The sequence below is a fragment of the Pseudoalteromonas sp. SWN166 genome (assembly GCF_015864485.1).
Lineage (GTDB): Bacteria > Pseudomonadota > Gammaproteobacteria > Enterobacterales > Alteromonadaceae > Pseudoalteromonas.
The window spans coordinates 1-21,345 of record NZ_JADYXB010000051.1 but is presented as its reverse complement, the minus strand read 5'-3'; the positions used below and the strand labels follow the sequence as shown (position 1 = coordinate 21,345).

The following is a 21,345-nucleotide window of genomic DNA, read 5'->3' as shown; positions in this document are numbered from 1 at the left end:
ATCAAGTAACCAATGACTAAGCATAAAAATACCCTCATAATCAAAAGATGATAAGGGTATTGTGAAGCAACCAAAAGATCGGTCAACCGATCAAAAATACCTTAACTGATCGGTGTTAACTAAATGGCCAGGTTTTAACAACACTACTTAAAAACATGCTTAGCTCTCAGCAAGGTTTAAGCTTAAGTGCCAAAATAGATTTAGCCTTTGAGCTTGTAATAAATAAGCCGGCGCTTTTATCAAATCAATCTGGGGTTCAGGCGTATCCAGTGGCTATTAGCAAAACCATTACAGATGGCGTTATTAATACTGAGCTTAGCCTAACAATTCCTTATTCGAGCACTTGCCCGTGCTCGGCTGCGCTTTCAAGGCAAGCGTTAAGTGACGCTGTAGCAGAGCAATTTACAGAGCAGCAGCTTGATAAAAGCGCTTTATTAGAATGGCTAACATCGCAGCAAGGCAGTGTAGCTACGCCGCATAGCCAACGCTCGTGCGTATATAAACATGAGTTTACAAGGTGAACAACTCCCCGATTTACCCACTCTTATTAAGCAAATGGAAGAGGCTATAGGCACGCCAGTACAAACTGCTGTAAAACGAGAAGACGAGCAAGCCTTTGCTAAACTTAACGCCGAAAACCTGCTGTTTTGTGAAGACGCTGCCCGCAGGCTAAAGCACGCCCTTGAACAAAAAACAGATATTTACAACTACAGCTTTAAGGTTGAACACCAAGAAAGCTTACACGCGCACAACGCCGTAGTGTATGACCAAAAATTTCCACAATAGGACGTTAATTAACAGCGAACATTAAACAATAAGGCATTGTATACTTGACGAAGAATTTTAATGAGTCGCAAGTAATAGCAACAAAAAAATAATCCAAAGGACATAAAAATGAAGGCGTTTAGTTTATTAACTATTACCTGTATAGCAACGCTAAGTATTGGCTGTACATCAACTATTCCCACAAAAGTAGCGAATAGCTCACCAAGTAGTGAGGTTGTTACTTCCTTGCAAAGTGTATCGCAGCCATTAAAGGTGGCAACATGGAACGTAGAGCATCTTGCTTATCCAATCGATACAGGCTGTAGAACACGAACGCCAAGCGAAATAGCAGCAATGAAAGCGTATGCAAAAAACCTAGACGCCGATATTATTGCGCTACAAGAAGTGGGATCTAAAGCGGCCTTACAGCAAATTTTTTCTGAAGACGACTGGCAACTTATTATGTCTACCCGAGCAGATAGTAAAGCCTATACGTGCCGACAAACAGGGGCTTTATCAACTCAACAAAAAGTAGCCTTTGCAGTAAAAAAAGCAATGCCTGTACTCAATACTGCTGCCATAGATCAATTAGCCTTAAAAAGAGCAGGGCTACGCTATGGCTTACAAATAACGGTAAATACACCAAACGGCCCAACCGATATACTTAACGTACACATGAAAAGCGGCTGCTTTGTAGATGACTACCTTAAAAGCGACTCACCAGCGTGTAAAACCTACGCCCAACAAGCACCTATTCTTGATAGCTGGATAGCAAAACGAGAAACTACAAATACGCCATACATTGTACTGGGTGATTTTAACCAACGTATTTCTGCACCTTATAACCGATTAACGCGCACTTTATTAAGCAATGAGCGCTCAACGAGCATTACTACTAGCCATTTAATTGGTTGCCAAGCACGCTACCCAGCGCCTATCGATCATATAATTGTGGGTAAAATGGATGCTAAAAGTATCGCAAAATCAGCCCAAGTCCATAAATATAAAAATATGGATGATAAAGCCATGCTAAGCGACCATTGTGCGGTATCGGTTTCAATTACAGATAACGCAAATGCGCTATCAGCATCGGTTTTATGGCAAACAACTAGTAAAGAGTATCAGGCATTAACAACTTATATGTATCAGCAAGCTCAAACTGCGGTTACGAAATTACCACGCTCTGCAACTAACTGGGTTGCTGTGATGGATGTAGATGAAACCGTACTCGATAACTCTGCCTATCAAAAACAAACCGAACTTAGCGGTAAAGGTTATACACCACAAACATGGCAAGCATGGGTAAAAAGCGAAAACGCAACGCTAGTACCTGGCGCTAAATCGTTTATAGAAGCGCTTTACAAGCAAGGAGGCAAAGTAGCACTGGTTACTAACCGCGATAAAGCAAACGATGTACACACATGGAATAATCTTAAAGCAGTTGGCTTACCTGTAACGGTTGAAAATACCTGTTTAATGGGCCGTTCAGAGGCCGATAAAACCGCTGTAGATGGCAAACACTTTATTAATGATAAAGACCTTCGCCGCCAACAAATAACACAAGGTACAGCCGATTGTTATACACCAAAGGGCATGCAAAATAACTGGAAACAACCGCAGGTTATAAAGTTTCAGGTAGGAGACAACATAGAAGACTTTAGCGGCATCACGCAAGAATCAGCCAATATAGAAGCGCTACAACCAAAACTTGGTAAGTCTTTATTTTTACTACCAAACCCTATGTATGGCTCTTGGTAAACACGACTAAAAAAAGGAATATGAGATGACAGATAAATCGCCTGCACCAACTGGCTCTAGCTGTACTAATATAAGCTGTTGCCCGCCACCGCAAAGCCCAATAACCCGTGGCATGCCTAAACTAGGTCGAAACGACCCGTGTGTATGCGGTAACGAGCGTAAATATAAAAAGTGTTGTGGGAAAAGCGCTTAACGCGTACTTATCACTTTTTATTAAAGCTAAAATAATAGGGCTAACGCAATGTTAACCCTATTATTTAGCCTGATCTCTGGTTAATAAATTTAATAACACGTTGAATAATTATGGTATTTAAGGATGTTCCTCTCTAACCAAAATTTTCAGTGAAAATAAGGCGAATCTACGTGTTATAGCTGGCCTATTGCAAATAAATTCAACGCAATTAGCGCTAAAAAAGGCTGCTAGATATAGATTTATTATCCACAGTTCAGACTTTTAGTAAGCGCCTGCGCTGTAAATTAGCTCGTAGCTGTGGCTGTAAATCTCAAGTATGTTACCAAACGGGTCTTCCATGTAGATCATGCGGTATGGTTTTTCACCTGGGTAGTAATAACGTGGGGCTTCCATACGTTTTTTACCGCCAGCTTCTACAATACGTTCAGCTAAACCTTCTACATCAGGGTCTTGAACGCAAAAATGGAAAATACCAGTTTTCCAGTATTCAAAGTTGTCTTTAGGGTTTTCTTGGTTTTTAAATTCAAAAATTTCGACACCAATACGATCGCCTGTAGATAGGTGTGCTATTTTGAATTTTTCCCATTTTTCACCAAACACTTCTGTACACATTTCACCAATTGGGCTTTTATCTTCGGTTATCAAAGTAGGTTCCATAATAGTGTACCAACCCATAACCTTTGTATAAAACTCAACGGCTTTTTCAACGTCGGGTACTGAAATACCAATGTGCGAAAAACTACGTGGATATGTATGACTCATAATGCTTCCTCTTTAACGTGTGACTTATTTTGTCTTACGACTAGTTGATGGAGTTAGTTTACGAACCGCTACATATTAAGTAAAATTATCATTAATCATCATTTTGAGTACATTTTGTAATGATAAATCCAACATGGCTAAACACCTTTTGCACTTTGGTTGAAGTAAATCACTTTACCCAAACAGCTGAGCGCCTTTATATGACCCAGTCTGGCGTAAGTCAGCATATTAAAAAGCTAGAGCAGCAAGTTAACTGCGCTTTACTTGAGCGCCATGGTAAGCAGTTTTCTCTTACTCCTCAGGGCCAAAACTTATATCAGCAGGGCAGCCTACTTCTTAAAGATTGGCAATTTTTAGAACAACAATTAAAAGATGATTCGCCGTACAGCGGAGCGGTAAAGATTCAATCTCCGGGCAGTTGTGGTTTAAAGTTTTATAATCAATTATTAGCACTGCAATCTGAGCATAAAGAACTAATTATTGATTACCGCTTTGCGCCCAATGTAAGTGTTGAACAAGCTGTAGCAAACCACAGTGCCGACATTGGGTTTTTAACTCAAGCTCCAACATTTAGCGAACTAACCAGCCATAAAATAAGCCAAGAGCCACTACTACTTGTAACGCCTGCAGGTATAAACATGCCTAATTGGCAAACCCTGTGTGAGCTAGGGTTTATTGCTCACCCCGATGCAAGCCATCATGCGCAGCTACTACTAAGCGAAAACTACAGTGAGTTTGAGCATATTGACCAAATAAGACGTACGGGATTTTCTAACCAAATTAGTTTGATACTAGAACCTGTAAGCTTAGGGCTGGGTTTTACGGTATTACCTGCTCATGCTGTTGGCGCATTCAATAAACCACTACTTATAAAAACACATCATTTAAAATGTCCGGTTAGTGAATCTATTTATGTGTGCCATCACCGAAATAGGCCGTTGGCAAAACGTATGAATACAGTGATTGAGCTAATAAAGGCGGGAGTAAATAGTTAAAACGTAAACCCCCTTTACACCCACGGCACTTAATACCATAAGCAAAAGGGGGAATAGAAAATTAGTTAACGCTTTCTAATTTTGCTTTTAAATCGAGTAAATCGGTTGCAATAGTATTTGGCTGTATTTCCCACGGATCAAAAATTGAATCTTTAGATCGTTGAATCCACGCCGCTCGCATACCGTGCGATATGGCACCGGTTACATCAAACGGGTTACTTGATACAAGCCATGTGTTTGCGCCGGTTGAATTGGTTTCGCGTAAAAAGTGACTATAAACCCCTGGGTTTGGTTTAAAGGTTTTAACGTCGTCGGCGCTTACTACGCCTTCAAAGTATTCACTTATTCCTGCCGTTTCTAGCAAAGTATTTACTGCATCGGCAGCACCATTTGAAAATGCGAACAAGCGATAGTCTTGTGCTTTTAATTGTTTAAGGCCTGCTTTTACATCGTCGAATGCTGGCAAGACCTTATATTTGTCGAGTAATTGTGTTTTTTGAGCGTCACTCAACTGTGTTTTATGCGCTAAACACGCATAGTCGAGTGCGTGTTTTGTACATAGCGAAAAGGGAATATAATTTTGCATTAAGCCACGCCTGAACGAATACTCTAGTTGTTTTTCGCGCCATGTATTTGAAAATGCTTGGGCGTTGTCGCCAATCATGTCGTCGAGTAAGGACAGCACACCATGGGTATTAATGAGCGTGCCGTATACGTCAAATGCGAGTGTAGTTGCCATATTTCCCTCTTAATTTTGAATATAAATTTATAGCTTAATTTCGCTAATTTGGATTTGTGGTTGCGTGTTTGTAAAGTTGACTAAGTCGGCCAAAATTTTATCGGTATGTGGACCAAATGAATTTTGAAATGATTCTACCGATTCAAATACAAGATGACCCATCGCTATATATGCAAGCGCTTCGTTTGGTGCACCGCCAGCAAGCCCGGCATCTACAGAACCACTAATTAATGCGTCCCCTAATAGCTCTGTAATTAAAGGAATATGCACATTGCAATAATAATCAAAATCAAATTGGGCATCGTCTTTATTTGGGTATAGAACTGAAACTTTAATCATAATAAAATCCTAACTTTTAGGGAGTGCAAACAGTGCACTTAAATGTACCAATTTTTACATTGATGTAAGCCATAAGTGCGCTTTAATTAAACATCATAAATAGATGTAGCTGAACTCACTATAAACAAAACTGAACGATTGCTCAATTAATTATTGAACACTTGCTCAAATTAATTTATATTTGTCGTTGATATCTTATTCTATTATTAATTAAGGCTATTTATGAGCACGCAAAAATTACATCCTGGCGATACATTTCCTCAAGTAAAAGTGACGCTTATTGATGACAGCGAAATTAATTTAGGAAAGTCGGAAAATGGATTACCGTGGCAAGCTATTTTTGTTTATCGTGGTAAACATTGCCCTATTTGTACATCTTTTTTAAATGAGCTAGAAGAAGTTAAGTCGGCACTGGCTGATGCAGGCATCGATATAATTGCAGTATCGGGCGACTCTAAAGCGCAACTAGAAGAGCACATGGCAAGCTTAAATATTTCGTACCCTATTGCATATGGCTTAACTGAAGAGTCGATGCAGGATCTTGGTTTATATATTTCTAAACCGCGTTTTGCAAAAGAAACCGATCATAACTTTAGTGAGCCGGGCCTATTTGTAGTCAATGAGCACGGTAAATTGCATGTGATTGATATTGCAAATAACCCTGTTAGTCGCCCAAATTTAAAAACTTTGGTAGGTGGACTTACATGGATCCGCGATCCTAAAAATGATTACCCAATTCGTGGTACTTTAAACTATTAAATTTTAATTTAAACACCCTAAGTTCAAGTTTAAGCTTAAAACACTTGAACTTGGAGCATTGATACAACGCTTGGCTCTATTATAATGAGTTACAAAACCTGCGTGCAGCTTTAAGCAAAAGCAAAACCAATCCAAAAACTAAATAACCCTCCTACATATACAAACCTTTTAAGTGAATTTATACGCATCAAGCGCTAAAACCCCCATTTCGATATCACTAAATATTTTTTCAACTTCATTTGTACCTGCTCCCATAGCCGCAAAAAGTGGTAAAAAGTGCTCTTGGGTAGGGTGATTAAATAATACGTGGGGCGCTTGGTTTAAATAATCTAACAGCGCGGGTGTATTTTGCGCTAAAAGCGTTTGTTCAACCCATTGAGTAAACTCATTAACCATTTGAACGCGATTAGGCGTAGGTGGTTTTTTAAATATTTCGGGTAGGTTATGGCTAATGCCACCTGAGCCAATAATTAATATATTTTGATCGCGAAGCGGTGCAAGTAACTGCCCGTATTCGTACATTGCCTTTGCGCCTAAACGGGTATTAATAGACACCTGCACAATAGGTATATTTGCCGCTGGATACATTAACCGCAGTGGTATCCACACGCCATGATCCCACCCTTGCTTTGCATCAAGCACAGCTTTAATACCTTTAGTGCTAAAACGCTGTGCAATGGTATTGGCAAGTACGGGCTCACCTGGTGCTGGGTACTGAATTTGATACATGTGCGCCGGAAAATTATAAAAATCATGAATAGTCTGCGGTGCATTACCGGCAGTGATCACTATGTCGTGTGTTGTTTTATCGTTAGCAATATCAAAGTGCGCCGAAAAAATAACAATAGCGCTCGGTGTTTTAAGAGTTTGACCAAGCGATGTTAAAAAATCAGAGGTTGCCGATTGCTGTACCGCCATCATTGGCGAGCCGTGAGATATAAATAAAGCGGGCTGAGTCATGCTATTACCTAATGAGTCTATTTTGATATAGCAATTTTATTACTTTTTAATTTGGTGATAAATGTGCTATTTATTTATAAATTACAAACAAGATATTGTTAAAAATGGATAAGCTAACCACTATGAAGGCCTTTTTAGCCGTTGTGCAAGAAGGATCGTTTTCAAAAGCGGCCGATAAACTCGATATTTCGCCGCAATTAGTCAGCAAGTATATTTCTGCGTTGGAAGACAATTTACACACGCGTTTATTGCACCGTACAACGCGAAAAGTAAGTGTTACAGAGGCCGGAAACCAATATTATCAGCGTTGCCAACAGGTCGTTATTGATATTGAAGATATGGAAAACTCACTCAATAACTTAAGCGAAAATGTATCGGGCGTGCTGAGTATTAGTGCGCCTATGTCGTTTGGGGTTAAGCATTTGGCAACGTTACTGGTTGATTTTCAAAAGCAGTATCCAAATTTAAAAATAGATTTACGATTGACCGATCAATTTGTAGATATAGTTGAGCAAGGTATTGATATAGCACTGCGTATCGGTACGTTAAAAAACTCAACATTAATAGCGAAGAAAGTAGCGCCTATTCGCTTAGCAATATTTGCATCTCCTGCCTATTTAAAACAAAACGGCACGCCAACCACATTAGAAGCGCTGCAAGAACATAACTATTTACGCTATGCTCACGCCGAGCCTACAAAAAGACTTAAAGGCTATGATGAGCTAAAAAATGAATTAAAGCTTGAAAGTAACTTAGTAGCTAATAACGGTGATTTGTTACTAAACACAGCCATTGCAGGAGGCGGTATTACCATGCAGCCTACGTTTATAGCAGGTGAGGCACTGGCTCAAGGTAAAGTGGTACGCATTTTAAAAGACTATGAGCCCGAGCCAATGGGGCTTTACATGGTGTATGCTAATAGGCAGTTTTTACCCAGTAAAGTGCGTGCTTTTGTTGACTTTACCAGTGGCTATTATGGCGATGTTCCTTATTGGGATTTAGGAGAGTGATATGTCGATAACTAATCAATTAACGTTATTTGTAGATGTAGTGCAACAAGGCTCATTTGCTAAAGCAGCAGCACTGCATGATATGGATAATTCGTCGCTGTCTAAACAAATTAAAAAGCTCGAAACCAGTTTAGGTGTGCAACTGTTAAATCGCTCAACGCGCTCATTTTCGCTCACCTCCGCAGGAGAGGAAATTTTAACGCAAGCGCATATTCTTATTGATACACTTTCTGATATCCATAGCATAGCCGACTCGTATCAGGCAAAGCCAAAAGGTATTTTACGCATTACCTCGGGTATGTTTTTTGGTCAGCAGTATATTCAGCCCGCTATTAATATATTTATGCAAAAGTATCCTGAGGTAAAAATAACCTTGATGCTTGACGATAAGCGTAACGATATTATTGCCGATCATTACGATTTAGCCTTTAGAATAGGCAAACTCAACGACTCTAATTTGATGGCTAAAAAAATTGCTAATATGCACTTTGCGCTTGTTGCATCACATGATTTTATAAAAAAGCACGGAATGCCTACCACACCAGAGGATTTATTAGCTTTACCCGCTATTATTTATGGCAATGGCGATGTAAGTCTCGACCAAGTTAAGTTAAGTACTGAGCCTCATGGTGATGAGCAAAAAATACATAAAATGAAAGGCAATTACAAAGTGAGTGATGTACGCGCTATGGTCGATGCAGTAAAAGCAGGGCTTGGGTATGTAATGCTCGATTTATTTAATTTAGAAGAACCTATTGATAAAATGGGCCTTGTGCCGCTTTTAACTAATTATAAACTATCAACTATGGGCACAGGTATTTACGCGCTTTACCCTCATCGTAAACAAACCCCATTGGTAAGTGAGTTTATTAAAACCGTGCAAGAGTATATTGGTACACCGCCATTTTGGGTTGAACATATGCCTAATTACAAACAGTTATACAAATAACAGATATAAAAAAGCCCCGTTAGGGGCTTTGCTTTGTATACTCAAAATGTATTTATAGAGTGGTTATTTAAAAACCCTCTAAAACAACTTTACCTTTAGCCGTTTGCGTTTCAAGATGCTGATGCGCTTTACGTAAATTAACGGCGTTAATAGTGCCTAAATGCTCACCAAACGTTGTTTTAATCAGGCCTTCGTCAATCATCGCCGCTACGTTATTTAAAATAACGTGTTGCTCTTGCATATCGTCTGTTTTAAATAATGAACGAGTAAACATAAGTTCCCAATGTACCGACACACATTTTGTTTTGAATGGCACAATATCAAGCGTTTCAGGGTCGTCAATCAGTGCAAACTTACCTTGTGGCTTAATCACTTTAACTATTTCAGGCAAGTGTTGAGCTGTGTTATTTAAGCTAACAACATAATCTACTTCACCTAAGTTTTTAGCTGCAAACTCTTCGCTTAATAAATTACGGTGATTAATAATAGTATCGGCACCTAAGTCCTCTAACCACGACGTGGTTTCGGCGCGAGACGCTGTAGCAATAATTTTAAGCTTAGTGCGCTGCTTTAACAGTTGCACCATAATTGAGCCTACACCGCCGGCAGCCCCAATCACTAAGATACTTTTAGAATCATCATTTTCAGCTACGTTTAATCTATCAAACAACAACTCCCATGCGGTAAGGCTGGTAAGAGGAAGCGCTGCGGCTTCAAAGTTAGATAACGTCGTTGGCATTTTACCTACAATACGCTCATCAACTAATTGAAACTGTGCATTACTACCTGAACGCGTTACATCGCCGGCATACCAAACTTTGTCGCCAGGTTTAAATAAAGACACATTTTCGCCAACAGATTTAACAACGCCTGTAGCATCAAAACCAAGTACTTTGTATTCGCCCTCTGGCGCTGGCATTGATTCACGAATTTTAAAATCAGCCGGATTAACAGATACAGCTTTTACTTCCACTAAAATATCGTGGCCGTGTGCTGTTGGCATTTCAAGTTCGATGTCTTGAAGTGATAGCTCGTTTGAAACAGGTAAGTTTTGTTGATATCCAATTGCTTTCATGTGTTTTGCCTCTAGTCGTTTAATTCGCTGTGTTGATGACGCTATTTTGGCTTTATCGGCGCAGTTAAAAAAGAGGTAAAAAGCCCAATCATTATGGAAATAATATCCCACAATAGAAATTTTATAACAGCCCTCGTAATACACTTCGAAGCGCTTTAAACACTTTTTGATTACTATGCCGCTGATGCTGTAATACATCAACATTAGCCAACCAACCCATTTCTTCAAACTCAAGAGGAAGTTTAACCAGCTCACCACTTTGTACTGCATCTAGAGCTACATGGTTTGGTAATAAGCACCACCCGTTACCTTGTATTGCTAGCTCGAGTAATACAAAGTAATTATCGGCATACCAAATCTCTGGGCTAATTTTTAGCTGAAAGCTGCTTGTTTGTGTATTGCGCGAACGAAGAAGAAGTTGTCGATGTAGCCGAAGGCCATCCATATTTTCACATCTGCCCCCCGCTAAAGGGTGCGATTTAGCAACATATAAATCAAATTTCACCGCCCCAATACATTCATAGTCTAAGTAACTCGGTATATTTAATTCACTAAAAATAATACCCGTTATAGGCTTTTCGCTATTTAGCATGTCAATTATGTCATGGCTCGATGCACTTAAAAACTCAAGCGATACATAAGGATACTTAGTTTGCAGCTTGCTAATAATACTCGCGATAGTTTTAAATGGGATCCCTTCGTCAAGTGCAATAGTGATTTCGGTTGGTGTTTTTTCGTTTAGTGCTAATGCAGAGCTTGTTAATCGCTGGTGTTGATTAAGCACAGCCTTAGCCTGAGGTAGTAACTGTTTACCGGCATCCGTTAATTGTGGATAACGCCCTGTACGCTCAAATAATGTTGCATTACAGTCTATTTCTAAATTAATAATATGCTGACTTACTACCGACTGCGCTTTACTTAAACTACGCGCTGCGGCCGAAAACGATCCAGTCTCAACGGTAGCTACAAATGCCTGAAGTTGTTCAATACTAAACATATCGCTTTTACCGATACCAGCTAACTAACATGTATCTTAATAATGAATGAAAATAACCGTCTCGTCATTCACTAAAGAACTTATTTATATATGAACACATTAGAACGTATTTTTCAGGCCCTAATATTTGAGATGATTGCATTATTTATTATTGTTCCTGCATCTGTTTATTTTGGTGGGTTTGCAACAGGAAAAATGGCAATTGTAGGTATTGGTTTATCAATTTTTGCCATGTTGTGGAACTACATTTACAACATAGTGTTTGATAAAATAGCAGGGCATAACCGAAAAGATCGCAGCTTACTAACTCGTGTTACTCACGCATGTGGCTTTGAGCTGGGTATGGTTGTAATAACGCTGCCAATGCTCGCTTGGTATTTAAATATTACATGGCTGGCTGCTGCAGCATTAGAAGCAGGCTTTTTAGTATTTATACTCATTTACACGTATATCTTTAATGTACTGTACGATAAGCATCAGCCATACAAAAAGTGGGTTAATAAATCGCAATGTGCTTGATAAGCTAAAGCTAACTCACATACACTTTATAAAACACATAAAAATAAGCCCGAATGGATATTCCTAACATTGGTTTTAACCATGATAAATCAGCGCAAGCTGAGCTTGAAATATTGCCTCTTAGTAATTTGTATGAGCGAGACATAATTTCTCACGACCCGCAAATGCCGCATCGAGTCTCGTTTTATATGATTATTTATATAGAACAGGGCAGTGGAAAGCACATGGTTGATTTTACACAATATTCATTTGTGCCAAACACACTTATTTTTTTGCAACCCGACCAAGTGCACGCGTTCGACTTTAGTAAGCAACCAACAGGGTATGTTGTATTGTTTACGCAAACATTTTTAGACCGCGTGCATACCAATATGCGCTTACCAAATTACACACCAACCCATTTAAACCAACAACATACGCCATTACTTAACTTAAATACGCATAGCCAAGCACGAGTATTAAGCGCAATAAACGAAATGAAAATAGAAATAGCGCACCCACAATCAGACCCACTCATAGTAATGTATTTATTTAGTGCGCTAGCTTTGGGGTTGCACAGGTTACGTCCACAATTACGCCACGATAAAATAAATCCAGAGCAAAGCATTAAGCTAGGTACATTTTATACTTTGCTACAAAGCCATTTTTTAACTATTCGCGATGCCAACTGGTATGCAAAAAAATTGCACACAACTTACAAAACCCTTAATCATATTTGCAAATTAAGTACTGGCCTTACCGCTAAGCAAATGATTGACGCATTTACCTTAATAGAAATAAAACGCCGCTTAATAATAAGCAATGTAACAACACAAAAACTCGCTTACGATTTTGGTTTTGAAGATGCTAGCAACTTTGTAAAATATTTTAAAAAACAAACAGGAGCTACACCGAGTCAGTTTCAAGTACGCCATAGTGCCACTATTTTATAGCCGACTTAGCTTAGATTGGCGGGGTTCGATTTTTACCATTTTAGCGCCAACTTACACTCTACTGCACATTATAAATATTACATAAAATGCCTGCATACCAATAAATAAGGGCATTACAATGAAAACATTATCACTACTTACTCGCAGTGTGTTAGCGACTGCAGTTATTAGCTTAACTGCATGTGCAAGTGTACAAAAAACCACATCTGAGCAAACTACACTTAGTAATACAGATAAAGCGGTTGCAGTTATTTCAAGCATAGAAACAGGCGATGCCAAAGCCATTAGCTATATAAACCCAACTCAATACACACAGCATAATTTAGCAGTTAAAGATGGCCTTGCAGGTTTTGGTGAAGTACTCCAGCAATTACCAAAAGGCAGCGCAAAAGCGCAAGTGAAACGCGCTTTTTCTGATGGTAACTACACAGTTACACATACTGAATATAACTTTTTTGGTCCGAAAGTTGGCTTTGATATTTTTAAGTTTGAAAACGGTAAAATTATAGAACACTGGGATAACTTACAAGCCATTACACCTGTAAATCCAAGTGGCCGTACGCAGTTAGATGGCGCAACAGCGATTACCGATTTGAGTAAAACAAAAGCGAATAAAGCGCTAGTTAAAGGCTTTGTAAATACCATTTTAATTAACGGCAACATGGCTAAAATCAATGACTTTATTAGCAGTGAAAAAGGCGCGTATATTCAGCACAACTCTGCAATTGCAGACGATTTAAGCGGCTTAGGTAAAGCGCTTGGTGAACTCGCTAAATTAAACATGCCAATGATAGTAAGCAAAAACCATATTATTTTAGGCCAAGGTAACTTTGTTTTAGCGGTAAACGAAGGTACATTTATGAATAAGCATGTATCGTTTTATGATTTATTTCGTGTAGAAAATGGCAAAATTGTAGAACACTGGGACACCATTGAAACTATTCCTGCAAAAGCACAATGGCAGAACAGCAACGGTAAATTTGGTTTTTAATTAAACCAGACTAGGGCGTGTTGATCTTTGGTGGGTGAATTTGCAGCAGTATGTTTGGTTTTTAGGCAAGGCGGAGCCTATGTAGTGTGGTTATTCCCCATGAATAGGCGATAACGCAGCATAAATACCAAACATGCGCTGCCCTTTGGGTTCTTTCTAGGGACGATTAACTCTTTGTTGCTCGGTTTTTACTTAGCCCACTAGGTTACAAACCTCGCGCCGCGATTTAATCGCCCCTAGATTGAACAAATTTCAATCCACAAAGATCTACACGCCCTAATTAGCCCTACTTAATTTATTAAGTAGGGCTAATTTACTCTTTGTACAATTTACCGGCTAACTGTAATGGGGGTTTACAGTAACTTTTTGCGTTATACATTTAGCTCTTTTAATTTATTCCAGACGCTCTCGCCGCCAGGGTGAAGCGCAGCATGATACCGATACGCATAATATGTAATAGGCACGCAATGATGCTTTTGGCCAACCACAACTAAACTTTTCTCTTTTAGTTCTTTAGTAATTACGTAGTTTGGTAACCAAGCAATGCCGTTACCCTCTAAAGCTTGTATTTTTAAAAGCTCTGTCATCGACGATACAAATACTTTTTTAAGTTTAGAGCCTGATATTATCGGCTCTAACTGCCTCCCCATATAAGAATCTAAACTGTAAGCTAAGTGAGGTACAAACCCTTCACTTTCTAAATTGTATATTGCCTTACCGTTTGCATTGCATGCACTCACTGGCAATAACTCTGCACTGCCTATTTTTTGATGACTAAACGGAGGTAACTTTAATCGTTCGTTATCAAAAGCAATAAGTAGATCACATGCGCCCTGCTCGAGCGTAGCAGTGGCTTTATCAACATCAATGGCTTCTATATTAAGGACTACTTTACGATCGCTTTCACTATGAAAGTTCGACAGCTTTAGCGCTAAAAACGTAGCTAATGAGTGCGCTGCAGCAACCTTTACCGAGTGAGTTTCTTCAGAGGAAAGTTCTTCTAACATACTCACTGAAGTATTCATTTGGTTTATTAGATTACGCGCTGTTATATGAAATATTTTACCGCTTGAGGTAAGTGTAATTGGTAAGTTTTCTCTGTCTATTAACTCTGCACCTACGGCTTCTTCTAATGCTTTAATTCGTCGGCTAAAAGCAGGTTGCGTTATATGCCTAAGCCTTGCGGCCTGCGAAAAGCTTTTTGTATTAGACAAGGCCAAAAAATCTTCTAACCATTTACTCTCTATATTCATAATACTCACTCAAGATATGCAATTTAAGCATGGGCTGTAAAATAATAGCATTATTCAAAACAAAAAAAACACGATAAATTCAACTCATACAGTAACAACCTATCGGAATATAACAATGCTTAGAACACTTGGAGTATTGGGCGGAATGGGGCCATTAGCTACCGCATCTTTTATGAATCAAGTAATTGCTTTATCACCGGCTAAAAGCGATCAGGAACATATACCTATGTTTATAAGGAATATCCCGCAAATTCCAGATCGCACAAAATTTTTAATGGGTATTGAAGATGAAAATCCATTTTTTGAGCTTAAAAAAGGTTTTAACGAACTTACTAGCCTAGGTGTAAGTTGCATTGTTATACCGTGTAATACTGCGCATTATTGGTATGATGCACTAACGCAAAACGCTGATGTACATACCATTAGTATTGTACAAAGTGTTATTAAGCGCGCTAAGGCAACGGGCAAACGTAAAGTAGGGATATTAGCGACCACAGCTACGCTCAATATGCGGATATATCAAACGGCATTTAGTGAGCACAATATTGAATTTATTGAACCAAACGAGCAGCAACAAGCATTAGTAATGCAAGGTATAACGGCGGTTAAGTCGGGGAATTTAGCCCTAGGTCGCACGCTTTTAAGCCAAAGTTATGAGCAAATGTTAGCTCAAGGTGCTGATGCGGTACTATTTGGTTGCACCGAAATTCCGCTTGTTCTAAACGAACAAGCCAGTAAGTCACCCGAGACATGCTTAGATACCATCGCTATTTTAGCGCAAGAGTGTGTTAACTGGGCGTACTCGTTAAAGCAAGCTGAGCAGCTACTTAGCGTTGCATAATACTAATTTAGCTATAAATGGTGTGCTTAGTCACTAACACACTTTAGTAACCCGAACTCAGGATAATTAATCTCTTAACTTGAGTTCGGGTTTAGTAGCTAAGCTTACACTGGCGCGTTTTGCTCAATTAGATTTTTAGCTTTTAACTCACTCCAAAACGCATCAGGAATGGTTACCTTCATTGAAGCAATATTTGCGTTAATTTGCTCGGCCGTTCGTGCCCCAGGAATAATAGAAGCCACAGTTGACGGCGCCTCTGCAAATTGTAGCGCAGCCGTTTTTATATCAATTCCGTGTTTTGATGCAATTTCGCTAATTGCGTTAAACTTTTGCTGCATAGGCCAATCATGGTGCATTTTTAAATACCCACTAACACAATATGAAATTGTATTACATTTTTTAAATGTATAAATAGCCAAACAAAAACAATATATTAGAAAGTAAAACCAAAAGCTTAATTTAGCTCATTTGCAAAACGTTTTCGGTAACGCTTTGTTAATTTAACCGAACGTAGTTGGTCGCTAATTAAAGTAAATATTGGTGAAGCATTTATTTTTATAGGCTTACCTTGGCCTACACGTCGTATTTGCCTTTTTACCAGTGCCATAGTGGCAAGCCCTGCGAGGGTTTTATCTTGCCAAGTAACACTAGGTAATACAGCTAACTGCAGTGGCTCATTTTGCCATTTGTTTACTAAATTAGGTTGATATGCAAGCGCTGTAGCAACGCCAACTAAGGCAACACCACTGTCAATCACAGTGTTAGCAATTGATAAGCGACTAATGCCGCCTGTGGTCATTATTGGGATTGATGAGCGTTGGCTAATAACTTTTGCAAACTCTAAAAAGTATGCTTCGCGGGCAAGCGTGCGCTCATCACTGGTTTTGCCTTGCATTGCAGGCGCTTCGTAACTGCCACCGGAAAGCTCTACAAAATCAACATTGAGTTCATTCAATAAATCCACTACAACTTGCGCGTCACTGGGCTCAAACCCACCGCGTTGAAAATCAGCAGAGTTTAATTTTACCGAAACAGAAAAGGTAGATGAGCAAGCTGCTTTAATACTGCGGGTTATTTCGAGCAGTAAACGGGTTCTATTTTGTAAATTGCCACCCCATTTATCGTCGCGCTTATTGGTAAGTGGCGATAAAAACTGAGCAAGTAAGTAGCCATGCGCTGCATGTATTTGTACGCCATTAAAACCGGCTTTTTCAGCTTGCTGCGCTGTTAGTGTAAAGCGGGTAATAACGTCGTCAATGTCGGTTTTCGTCATTGCCTTAGGTACGCCAAATAAATGCGAGTGCTTACCCATATTAAGTGCAACATTTGAAGCAGATAGGGCTTTTCCACCCATTTTTTTAAATACTTGCCTACCTGGGTGATTAATTTGCATCACCACTTTGCAATTATTTTGCTTTGATAAACGAGCAAGCTCAGCAAAGGCTGTAATATCGGTACTTTGCTCTAGCGCAAGACCGCCTGGGCCTGTCATCGCTAAATGATCGACCATTACATTGCCCGTAATAATTAGCCCGACGCCGCCTTTAGCCCATGCGCTATAAACATTTTTGAGTGCTTGGGAGGGCGTTTGATCCTCTTGCGCTAGGTTTTCTTCCATAGCGGCTTTGGCAATACGATTTTTTAATACTAAACCACTTGGCAATGTAAAAGAGGTAAACACAGGATTGCGCATAATTATTGGCTAATTAAATTGACATTAAAACAACTATAACCTTAAAGTTAGCTTGAAGGTCAACCTACTAAGTTTATGTAAAGTGGAGTTATTATTAGTTATGAAAATAGGCGAACTTGCAAAACTTACCAATATACCCGCCAGTACTATTCGCTTTTACGAAAGCAAAGGGTTACTAACACCAAACACTCGCAGTGCTAATGGTTATAGGCGATACACTCTACAAAGTTTAGAGAAACTACAGTTAATTAAGTTTTCACAGAGCTTAGGCTTTTCACTCGACGAAATACCTTTGTTACACAACAAAAACGGCGAGCTAAACCATACAGTAATAATTGAACGTTTAGAGCAAAAACAAAAAGAAGCTGACATATTAATAGCGCAAATACAGAAAAAATCACAACGTATTGGCAGCTTAACTACGTTACTAAACTCTTATTGGGATAAAGGCGAATGCCTGCCAGAAGGCAAATTGAATGAATTACTAAAAGTGATAGATTACTAATAAATTAATACAGCTTATTCAGGGCGTGTTGATCTTTGGTGGGTGAATTTGCAGCAGACTGTTTGGTTTTTAGGCAAGGCAGAGCCTATGTAGTGTGGTTATTCCCCATAAATAGGCGATAACGCAGCATAAAGACCAAACATACGCTGCCCTTTGGGTTCTTTCTAGGGGCGATTAACTCTTTGTTGCTCGGTTTTTACTTAGCCCACTAGGTTACAAACTTCGCGCCGCGATTTAATCGCCCCTAGATTGAACAAATTTCAATCCACAAAGATCAACACGCCCTAGTAAGCTGTATTTTATTAATGTTAGGTAGTGTTCAAAAATCGGTGTCATTTCAGTAGAATTGACTAAAACAGGAATGACACATGACTAAAGATTTTAATTTTGAACACCCTCTATTTTAGTAAACTGTATTTTATTTATGTTACTTAAGCTTTTTAATACCAATTAACACACAGATAGCACCGCCAATAATACCCGCCCATGCTTCTATTGGTGTATCACCACTAAATGCTCGGCTTAGCTGCGAAGCTGCTGCATCATATACGTCGTATCCCCACATAATTAAAGCGATACCTATAACGATTAAAACAATACCTATAATCTTATTATTCATAAACACCTCTGATTTCTAACGTACATTATTTAGCATACTTAAATGAAAACACTTAACAAATTTAATCAAGCTCTAGCTGCGCACGTTCAACGCTCTCACTAGGTAACTCTTTTTGTACTGATACACCAAGCTCTTTAAATTCTGATGCTTGTTTAATTAAATTACCTTTACCGCGGTATAATTGCGAGAACGCTTTGTCGTAACTTTCTTTCGCTTTATCAAGCTGCTTACCTACGCCTTCCATACTTAATAAAAAGCCATTGAGCTTGTTATAAAAACGCTCAGCCCGATTTGCCAACTCTTTTGAATATTTAGTTTGCTCCTCAAAACGCCAAAGCTGTTTAACAATATTTAAACTAGTCAGCAGGGTAGTGGGTGTAGCTACCAGTATATTTTTTTCGATTGCTTGTTGGTAAATATCACTTTGGTATTTAAGTGCTTCAACAAAGGCTGATTCTATTGGTACAAACATAACCACAACTTCAGGCGAATTAAGCCCTGGTAAACGGTCGTACGATTTACTCGCGAGCTCATTAATACGCGCTGTAACAGCGTTCACATGCTCTTTAATTGCTTGATTAGCATCTAGCTCATTTTCGGCGTTAACGTAACGAGTATAAGCATTTAATGATGTTTTAGCATCAATAACTAAGTGGCGACCTTGTGGTAAGTAAACAACTACATCAGGGCGCAAACGACCATCTTCAGTGTTAAACGACACTTCACGCTTATAATCAACACCTGCACGTAAGCCTGCGCTATCTAACACGTTTTCGAGCATAAGTTCGCCCCAATTACCTTGGGTTTTCTTTTGCCCTTGTAGCGCGTTACTGAGCTTATCTGCTTGATCTGTTATAGCTTGGCTTTTAGCCTGTAAATGTAGTAATTCGGTTTTGAGCGCAGTACGTTGTTTTATATCTTCAACGTGTATTGACTCCATTTTTTCTCTAAAGCCTTTTAGCTCGCCCTGAACTGGTTTTAATAATTGCTCAATGCTTTCTTGATTTAAGGTTTTAAAGCTTTGTGATTTTTCTTCTAGAATTTTATTGGCTAGATTTTCAAATTCTTTTTTGAGTGTATTTTTACTTTGCTCAATTTGCGCGAGTTGTTCGGTAAAGTTTTGCTGCTTTTGTTCAAGCGTAGTGCGCATATTATTATATTCAACATCGCGTTGATTATATTGCTCGCGAAGCGCTGCCAGCTCGCCTTCGGCTTTACGCCAAAAATGATTGTATTGAATGCTTTGTTTTTCTTGTTCGCTAAAACGCGTTTTAAAATGCTGCGCTTCATCGCGCTGCTCTTGGTGAGTATGTTCTAGCAGTTCGTGATCTTCTTGCAAGGCGCTGTATTGCAGCTCTTTATTATCAAATTGATTTTGTAACAGTGATAGCTGCTGTTGTTGTTCGCTTATTTGTAGATGTAGCTTTTTACGAAGCTGCGTTGATACAACACCATAAAATAGGGCGCCTAACGCAACACCAGCACCTGCGCTTAGCCAATCAATATTAGTGAGTACTTGAGTGAGCATAAAAATAAACTTATAAAATTTAGAGACATGACATCATAACCAATAACAAGCAACAGAAGTAGGGGAGCAAAGAAATTACAGACATAAAAAAACCACCTCAAAATAAGCTGGTCAAATATTACTAAATTAAGTAATCAAAGGGAAAATCAACATGTGCCCGCGCAAGCTGCAACTTAAATATATTATCACCAAAATAAAAAAGATTATTGGGTGAAGCTATATAACAACAGGCACTACAGTAGACCGGGAAACGAAATAATTAATTCAAATTAACTTACGAAAGATCATTTATTTTTATTCGGGCTGATTTAAACAAATTTTGGGCATAAAAAAAGCCAGTTCAAACTGAACTGGCTTAATCATTACTAAAATTAGTAATCAAATAGGGGAAATCAACATAAAACCTGTATTAACTGCAATTAATCAACAAGCATAATAGTAGACGCCGCTCTTTGAATTAAGTTCATAAAAAGATCAAAACTTTTAAAATAAAAATTAAACGCTAAATTTTGGGCATAAAAAAAGCCAACACAAAATGGGCTGGCTCAATCATTACTAAAATTAGTAACTAAATGGGGGGGAATCAACATGAAAACTTGTATTAACTGCAATTAATCAACAAGCGTAATAGTAGACGCCACTTTTTAAATTAAGTTCATAAAAAAATAAAAACTTTTAAAATAAAAATTAAACGCTAAATTTTGGGCATAAAAAAAGCCAACACAAAATGGGCTGGCTTAATCATTACTAAAATTAGTAACTAAATGGGGAATCAACATGAAAACCTGTATTAACTGCAATTAATCAACAAGCATAATAGTAGACGCCACTTTTTAAATTAAGTTCATAAAAAGATCAAAACATTTAAAATAAAAATTAAACGCTAAATTTTGGGCATAAAAAAAGCCAGCTCAAAATGGGCTGGCTCAATCATTACTAAAATTAGCAACTAAATAGGGAATCAACATGATGCTTGTGCTAACTGCAATTAACTAACAAGCATAATAGTAGACGTCCGCTTTTAAATTAAGTTCATAAAAAGAGGTAGTGTTTAGAAATCTGTGTCATTTCAGTATTATTAAGAAAACAGGAGTGACACATGACTCAATCTTTCGATTTCAACAAAGCATTAGCTGAACTTCAAGCTGGTAAAGGTCTTACTG

Annotated in this window: 24 protein-coding genes; 13 read left to right on the top strand and 11 right to left on the bottom strand. The window is 38.6% G+C overall.

Going from position 1 to position 21,345, the window contains the following annotated elements; genetic code table 11:
- Window positions 1–155: 155 nt before the first annotated feature.
- From I6F49_RS20590 to I6F49_RS18725, 4 genes are all read left to right on the top strand, one after another.
- Window positions 156–521, top strand: a complete 366-nt coding sequence (locus I6F49_RS20590; protein WP_331461458.1) for a GTP cyclohydrolase, FolE2/MptA family — start codon at window positions 156–158, stop codon at window positions 519–521.
- Complete coding sequence (locus tag I6F49_RS20585; protein ID WP_331461457.1) at window positions 505–786, top strand: GTP cyclohydrolase, FolE2/MptA family; 282 nt, start codon at window positions 505–507, stop codon at window positions 784–786. Before I6F49_RS20590 ends, I6F49_RS20585 begins: the two co-directional genes overlap by 17 nt.
- 108 nt (window positions 787–894) lie before the next feature.
- Window positions 895–2,523, top strand: coding sequence for an HAD family acid phosphatase (locus I6F49_RS18730; protein ID WP_166421732.1), 1,629 nt, complete (start codon window positions 895–897; stop codon window positions 2,521–2,523).
- Between the two features lie 25 nt (window positions 2,524–2,548).
- The gene (locus tag I6F49_RS18725) at window positions 2,549–2,716 is read left to right on the top strand and encodes an SEC-C metal-binding domain-containing protein (protein ID WP_166421731.1); all 168 of its coding nucleotides are present in this window, start codon (window positions 2,549–2,551) and stop codon (window positions 2,714–2,716) included.
- Between the two features lie 261 nt (window positions 2,717–2,977).
- Here the strand turns inward: I6F49_RS18725 and I6F49_RS18720 are convergent, their stop codons facing one another.
- Complete coding sequence (locus I6F49_RS18720; RefSeq protein WP_002959229.1) at window positions 2,978–3,478, bottom strand: lactoylglutathione lyase family protein; 501 nt, start codon at window positions 3,476–3,478, stop codon at window positions 2,978–2,980.
- A 119-nt stretch (window positions 3,479–3,597) separates the two neighbouring features.
- Here I6F49_RS18720 and I6F49_RS18715 point away from each other — a divergent pair, with 119 nt between their 5' ends.
- Entirely contained in the window at window positions 3,598–4,473 is an 876-nt protein-coding gene (locus tag I6F49_RS18715; RefSeq protein WP_165739565.1) for a LysR family transcriptional regulator, read from the top strand.
- Between the two features lie 61 nt (window positions 4,474–4,534).
- Here I6F49_RS18715 and I6F49_RS18710 read toward each other — a convergent pair whose 3' ends face one another.
- Window positions 4,535–5,212: a haloacid dehalogenase type II gene (locus tag I6F49_RS18710; RefSeq protein WP_197181607.1), complete on the bottom strand. Its 678-nt coding sequence runs from the start codon at window positions 5,210–5,212 to the stop codon at window positions 4,535–4,537.
- Window positions 5,213–5,239: 27 nt separating this feature from the next.
- The gene (locus tag I6F49_RS18705) at window positions 5,240–5,551 is read right to left on the bottom strand and encodes an EthD family reductase (RefSeq protein WP_197181606.1); all 312 of its coding nucleotides are present in this window, start codon (window positions 5,549–5,551) and stop codon (window positions 5,240–5,242) included.
- A gap of 222 nt (window positions 5,552–5,773) precedes the next feature.
- On the opposite strand from I6F49_RS18705, the gene I6F49_RS18700 reads away from it, so the two are divergent.
- Window positions 5,774–6,310, top strand: coding sequence for a redoxin domain-containing protein (locus I6F49_RS18700; RefSeq protein ID WP_197181605.1), 537 nt, complete (start codon window positions 5,774–5,776; stop codon window positions 6,308–6,310).
- A gap of 168 nt (window positions 6,311–6,478) precedes the next feature.
- Here I6F49_RS18700 and I6F49_RS18695 read toward each other — a convergent pair whose 3' ends face one another.
- Window positions 6,479–7,270: a DODA-type extradiol aromatic ring-opening family dioxygenase gene (locus I6F49_RS18695; RefSeq protein WP_166421725.1), complete on the bottom strand. Its 792-nt coding sequence runs from the start codon at window positions 7,268–7,270 to the stop codon at window positions 6,479–6,481.
- 104 nt (window positions 7,271–7,374) lie between these two features.
- Between I6F49_RS18695 and I6F49_RS18690 the strand changes: the two genes are divergently transcribed.
- Window positions 7,375–8,280, top strand: a complete 906-nt coding sequence (locus tag I6F49_RS18690; RefSeq protein ID WP_166421724.1) for a LysR family transcriptional regulator — start codon at window positions 7,375–7,377, stop codon at window positions 8,278–8,280.
- 1 nt (window position 8,281) lies between these two features.
- Window positions 8,282–9,229 carry a LysR family transcriptional regulator gene (locus I6F49_RS18685; protein WP_166421723.1) on the top strand — a complete coding sequence of 316 codons (948 nt, stop codon included), beginning with the start codon at window positions 8,282–8,284 and terminating at the stop codon, window positions 9,227–9,229.
- Between the two features lie 67 nt (window positions 9,230–9,296).
- Here the strand turns inward: I6F49_RS18685 and I6F49_RS18680 are convergent, their stop codons facing one another.
- Window positions 9,297–10,304, bottom strand: a complete 1,008-nt coding sequence (locus I6F49_RS18680) for a zinc-binding alcohol dehydrogenase family protein (RefSeq protein WP_197181604.1) — start codon at window positions 10,302–10,304, stop codon at window positions 9,297–9,299.
- Window positions 10,305–10,425: 121 nt separating this feature from the next.
- Complete coding sequence (locus tag I6F49_RS18675; RefSeq protein WP_197181603.1) at window positions 10,426–11,301, bottom strand: LysR family transcriptional regulator; 876 nt, start codon at window positions 11,299–11,301, stop codon at window positions 10,426–10,428.
- Between the two features lie 90 nt (window positions 11,302–11,391).
- Here I6F49_RS18675 and I6F49_RS18670 point away from each other — a divergent pair, with 90 nt between their 5' ends.
- The 3 genes from I6F49_RS18670 (at window position 11,392) to I6F49_RS18660 (ending at window position 13,743) form a co-directional block, all read left to right on the top strand.
- Window positions 11,392–11,820, top strand: coding sequence for a PACE efflux transporter (locus tag I6F49_RS18670; RefSeq protein ID WP_024600346.1), 429 nt, complete (start codon window positions 11,392–11,394; stop codon window positions 11,818–11,820).
- Window positions 11,821–11,873: 53 nt separating this feature from the next.
- Window positions 11,874–12,752, top strand: coding sequence for an AraC family transcriptional regulator (locus I6F49_RS18665; protein ID WP_197181602.1), 879 nt, complete (start codon window positions 11,874–11,876; stop codon window positions 12,750–12,752).
- A 118-nt stretch (window positions 12,753–12,870) separates the two neighbouring features.
- Window positions 12,871–13,743, top strand: coding sequence for a nuclear transport factor 2 family protein (locus I6F49_RS18660; protein WP_197181601.1), 873 nt, complete (start codon window positions 12,871–12,873; stop codon window positions 13,741–13,743).
- A gap of 371 nt (window positions 13,744–14,114) precedes the next feature.
- Here the strand turns inward: I6F49_RS18660 and I6F49_RS18655 are convergent, their stop codons facing one another.
- A complete protein-coding gene (locus I6F49_RS18655; RefSeq protein ID WP_197181600.1) occupies window positions 14,115–14,996 on the bottom strand; it encodes a LysR family transcriptional regulator in 882 nt (293 codons plus the stop codon).
- Window positions 14,997–15,111: 115 nt separating this feature from the next.
- Here I6F49_RS18655 and I6F49_RS18650 point away from each other — a divergent pair, with 115 nt between their 5' ends.
- Entirely contained in the window at window positions 15,112–15,837 is a 726-nt protein-coding gene (locus tag I6F49_RS18650) for an aspartate/glutamate racemase family protein (protein WP_197181599.1), read from the top strand.
- 104 nt (window positions 15,838–15,941) lie between these two features.
- Here I6F49_RS18650 and I6F49_RS18645 read toward each other — a convergent pair whose 3' ends face one another.
- Both I6F49_RS18645 and I6F49_RS18640 read right to left on the bottom strand, forming a co-directional pair.
- Complete coding sequence (locus I6F49_RS18645; protein WP_231615142.1) at window positions 15,942–16,193, bottom strand: aldo/keto reductase; 252 nt, start codon at window positions 16,191–16,193, stop codon at window positions 15,942–15,944.
- 98 nt (window positions 16,194–16,291) lie between these two features.
- Window positions 16,292–17,530 (bottom strand): NADH:flavin oxidoreductase/NADH oxidase family protein, encoded by a 1,239-nt coding sequence (locus I6F49_RS18640; protein ID WP_197181598.1) that lies wholly within the window; start codon window positions 17,528–17,530, stop codon window positions 16,292–16,294.
- A gap of 100 nt (window positions 17,531–17,630) precedes the next feature.
- On the opposite strand from I6F49_RS18640, the gene I6F49_RS18635 reads away from it, so the two are divergent.
- Window positions 17,631–18,035 carry a MerR family transcriptional regulator gene (locus tag I6F49_RS18635; RefSeq protein ID WP_197181597.1) on the top strand — a complete coding sequence of 135 codons (405 nt, stop codon included), beginning with the start codon at window positions 17,631–17,633 and terminating at the stop codon, window positions 18,033–18,035.
- Between the two features lie 427 nt (window positions 18,036–18,462).
- On the opposite strand, the gene I6F49_RS18630 is transcribed toward I6F49_RS18635, so the two are convergent.
- On the bottom strand, window positions 18,463–18,654 hold the full coding sequence (locus tag I6F49_RS18630) for a DUF3185 family protein (protein WP_007583678.1): 192 nt from the start codon (window positions 18,652–18,654) through the stop codon (window positions 18,463–18,465).
- 61 nt (window positions 18,655–18,715) lie between these two features.
- The gene (gene rmuC / locus I6F49_RS18625; RefSeq protein ID WP_197181596.1) at window positions 18,716–20,182 is read right to left on the bottom strand and encodes a DNA recombination protein RmuC; all 1,467 of its coding nucleotides are present in this window, start codon (window positions 20,180–20,182) and stop codon (window positions 18,716–18,718) included.
- Window positions 20,183–21,345 lie beyond the last annotated feature (1,163 nt).

What these genes read in the sequence shown, in the direction of transcription:
- I6F49_RS20590 (WP_331461458.1), top strand. Translation starts at nt 156, where the DNA reads ATGCTTAGCTCTCAGCAAGGTTTAAGCTTAAGTGCCAAAATAGATTTA.
- I6F49_RS20585 (WP_331461457.1), top strand. Translation starts at nt 505, where the DNA reads ATGAGTTTACAAGGTGAACAACTCCCCGATTTACCCACTCTTATTAAG.
- I6F49_RS18730 (WP_166421732.1), top strand. Translation starts at nt 895, where the DNA reads ATGAAGGCGTTTAGTTTATTAACTATTACCTGTATAGCAACGCTAAGT.
- I6F49_RS18725 (WP_166421731.1), top strand. Translation starts at nt 2,549, where the DNA reads ATGACAGATAAATCGCCTGCACCAACTGGCTCTAGCTGTACTAATATA.
- I6F49_RS18720 (WP_002959229.1), bottom strand. Translation starts at nt 3,478, where the DNA reads ATGAGTCATACATATCCACGTAGTTTTTCGCACATTGGTATTTCAGTA.
- I6F49_RS18715 (WP_165739565.1), top strand. Translation starts at nt 3,598, where the DNA reads ATGATAAATCCAACATGGCTAAACACCTTTTGCACTTTGGTTGAAGTA.
- I6F49_RS18710 (WP_197181607.1), bottom strand. Translation starts at nt 5,212, where the DNA reads ATGGCAACTACACTCGCATTTGACGTATACGGCACGCTCATTAATACC.
- I6F49_RS18705 (WP_197181606.1), bottom strand. Translation starts at nt 5,551, where the DNA reads ATGATTAAAGTTTCAGTTCTATACCCAAATAAAGACGATGCCCAATTT.
- I6F49_RS18700 (WP_197181605.1), top strand. Translation starts at nt 5,774, where the DNA reads ATGAGCACGCAAAAATTACATCCTGGCGATACATTTCCTCAAGTAAAA.
- I6F49_RS18695 (WP_166421725.1), bottom strand. Translation starts at nt 7,270, where the DNA reads ATGACTCAGCCCGCTTTATTTATATCTCACGGCTCGCCAATGATGGCG.
- I6F49_RS18690 (WP_166421724.1), top strand. Translation starts at nt 7,375, where the DNA reads ATGGATAAGCTAACCACTATGAAGGCCTTTTTAGCCGTTGTGCAAGAA.
- I6F49_RS18685 (WP_166421723.1), top strand. Translation starts at nt 8,282, where the DNA reads ATGTCGATAACTAATCAATTAACGTTATTTGTAGATGTAGTGCAACAA.
- I6F49_RS18680 (WP_197181604.1), bottom strand. Translation starts at nt 10,304, where the DNA reads ATGAAAGCAATTGGATATCAACAAAACTTACCTGTTTCAAACGAGCTA.
- I6F49_RS18675 (WP_197181603.1), bottom strand. Translation starts at nt 11,301, where the DNA reads ATGTTTAGTATTGAACAACTTCAGGCATTTGTAGCTACCGTTGAGACT.
- I6F49_RS18670 (WP_024600346.1), top strand. Translation starts at nt 11,392, where the DNA reads ATGAACACATTAGAACGTATTTTTCAGGCCCTAATATTTGAGATGATT.
- I6F49_RS18665 (WP_197181602.1), top strand. Translation starts at nt 11,874, where the DNA reads ATGGATATTCCTAACATTGGTTTTAACCATGATAAATCAGCGCAAGCT.
- I6F49_RS18660 (WP_197181601.1), top strand. Translation starts at nt 12,871, where the DNA reads ATGAAAACATTATCACTACTTACTCGCAGTGTGTTAGCGACTGCAGTT.
- I6F49_RS18655 (WP_197181600.1), bottom strand. Translation starts at nt 14,996, where the DNA reads ATGAATATAGAGAGTAAATGGTTAGAAGATTTTTTGGCCTTGTCTAAT.
- I6F49_RS18650 (WP_197181599.1), top strand. Translation starts at nt 15,112, where the DNA reads ATGCTTAGAACACTTGGAGTATTGGGCGGAATGGGGCCATTAGCTACC.
- I6F49_RS18645 (WP_231615142.1), bottom strand. Translation starts at nt 16,193, where the DNA reads ATGCACCATGATTGGCCTATGCAGCAAAAGTTTAACGCAATTAGCGAA.
- I6F49_RS18640 (WP_197181598.1), bottom strand. Translation starts at nt 17,530, where the DNA reads ATGCGCAATCCTGTGTTTACCTCTTTTACATTGCCAAGTGGTTTAGTA.
- I6F49_RS18635 (WP_197181597.1), top strand. Translation starts at nt 17,631, where the DNA reads ATGAAAATAGGCGAACTTGCAAAACTTACCAATATACCCGCCAGTACT.
- I6F49_RS18630 (WP_007583678.1), bottom strand. Translation starts at nt 18,654, where the DNA reads ATGAATAATAAGATTATAGGTATTGTTTTAATCGTTATAGGTATCGCT.
- rmuC (WP_197181596.1), bottom strand. Translation starts at nt 20,182, where the DNA reads ATGCTCACTCAAGTACTCACTAATATTGATTGGCTAAGCGCAGGTGCT.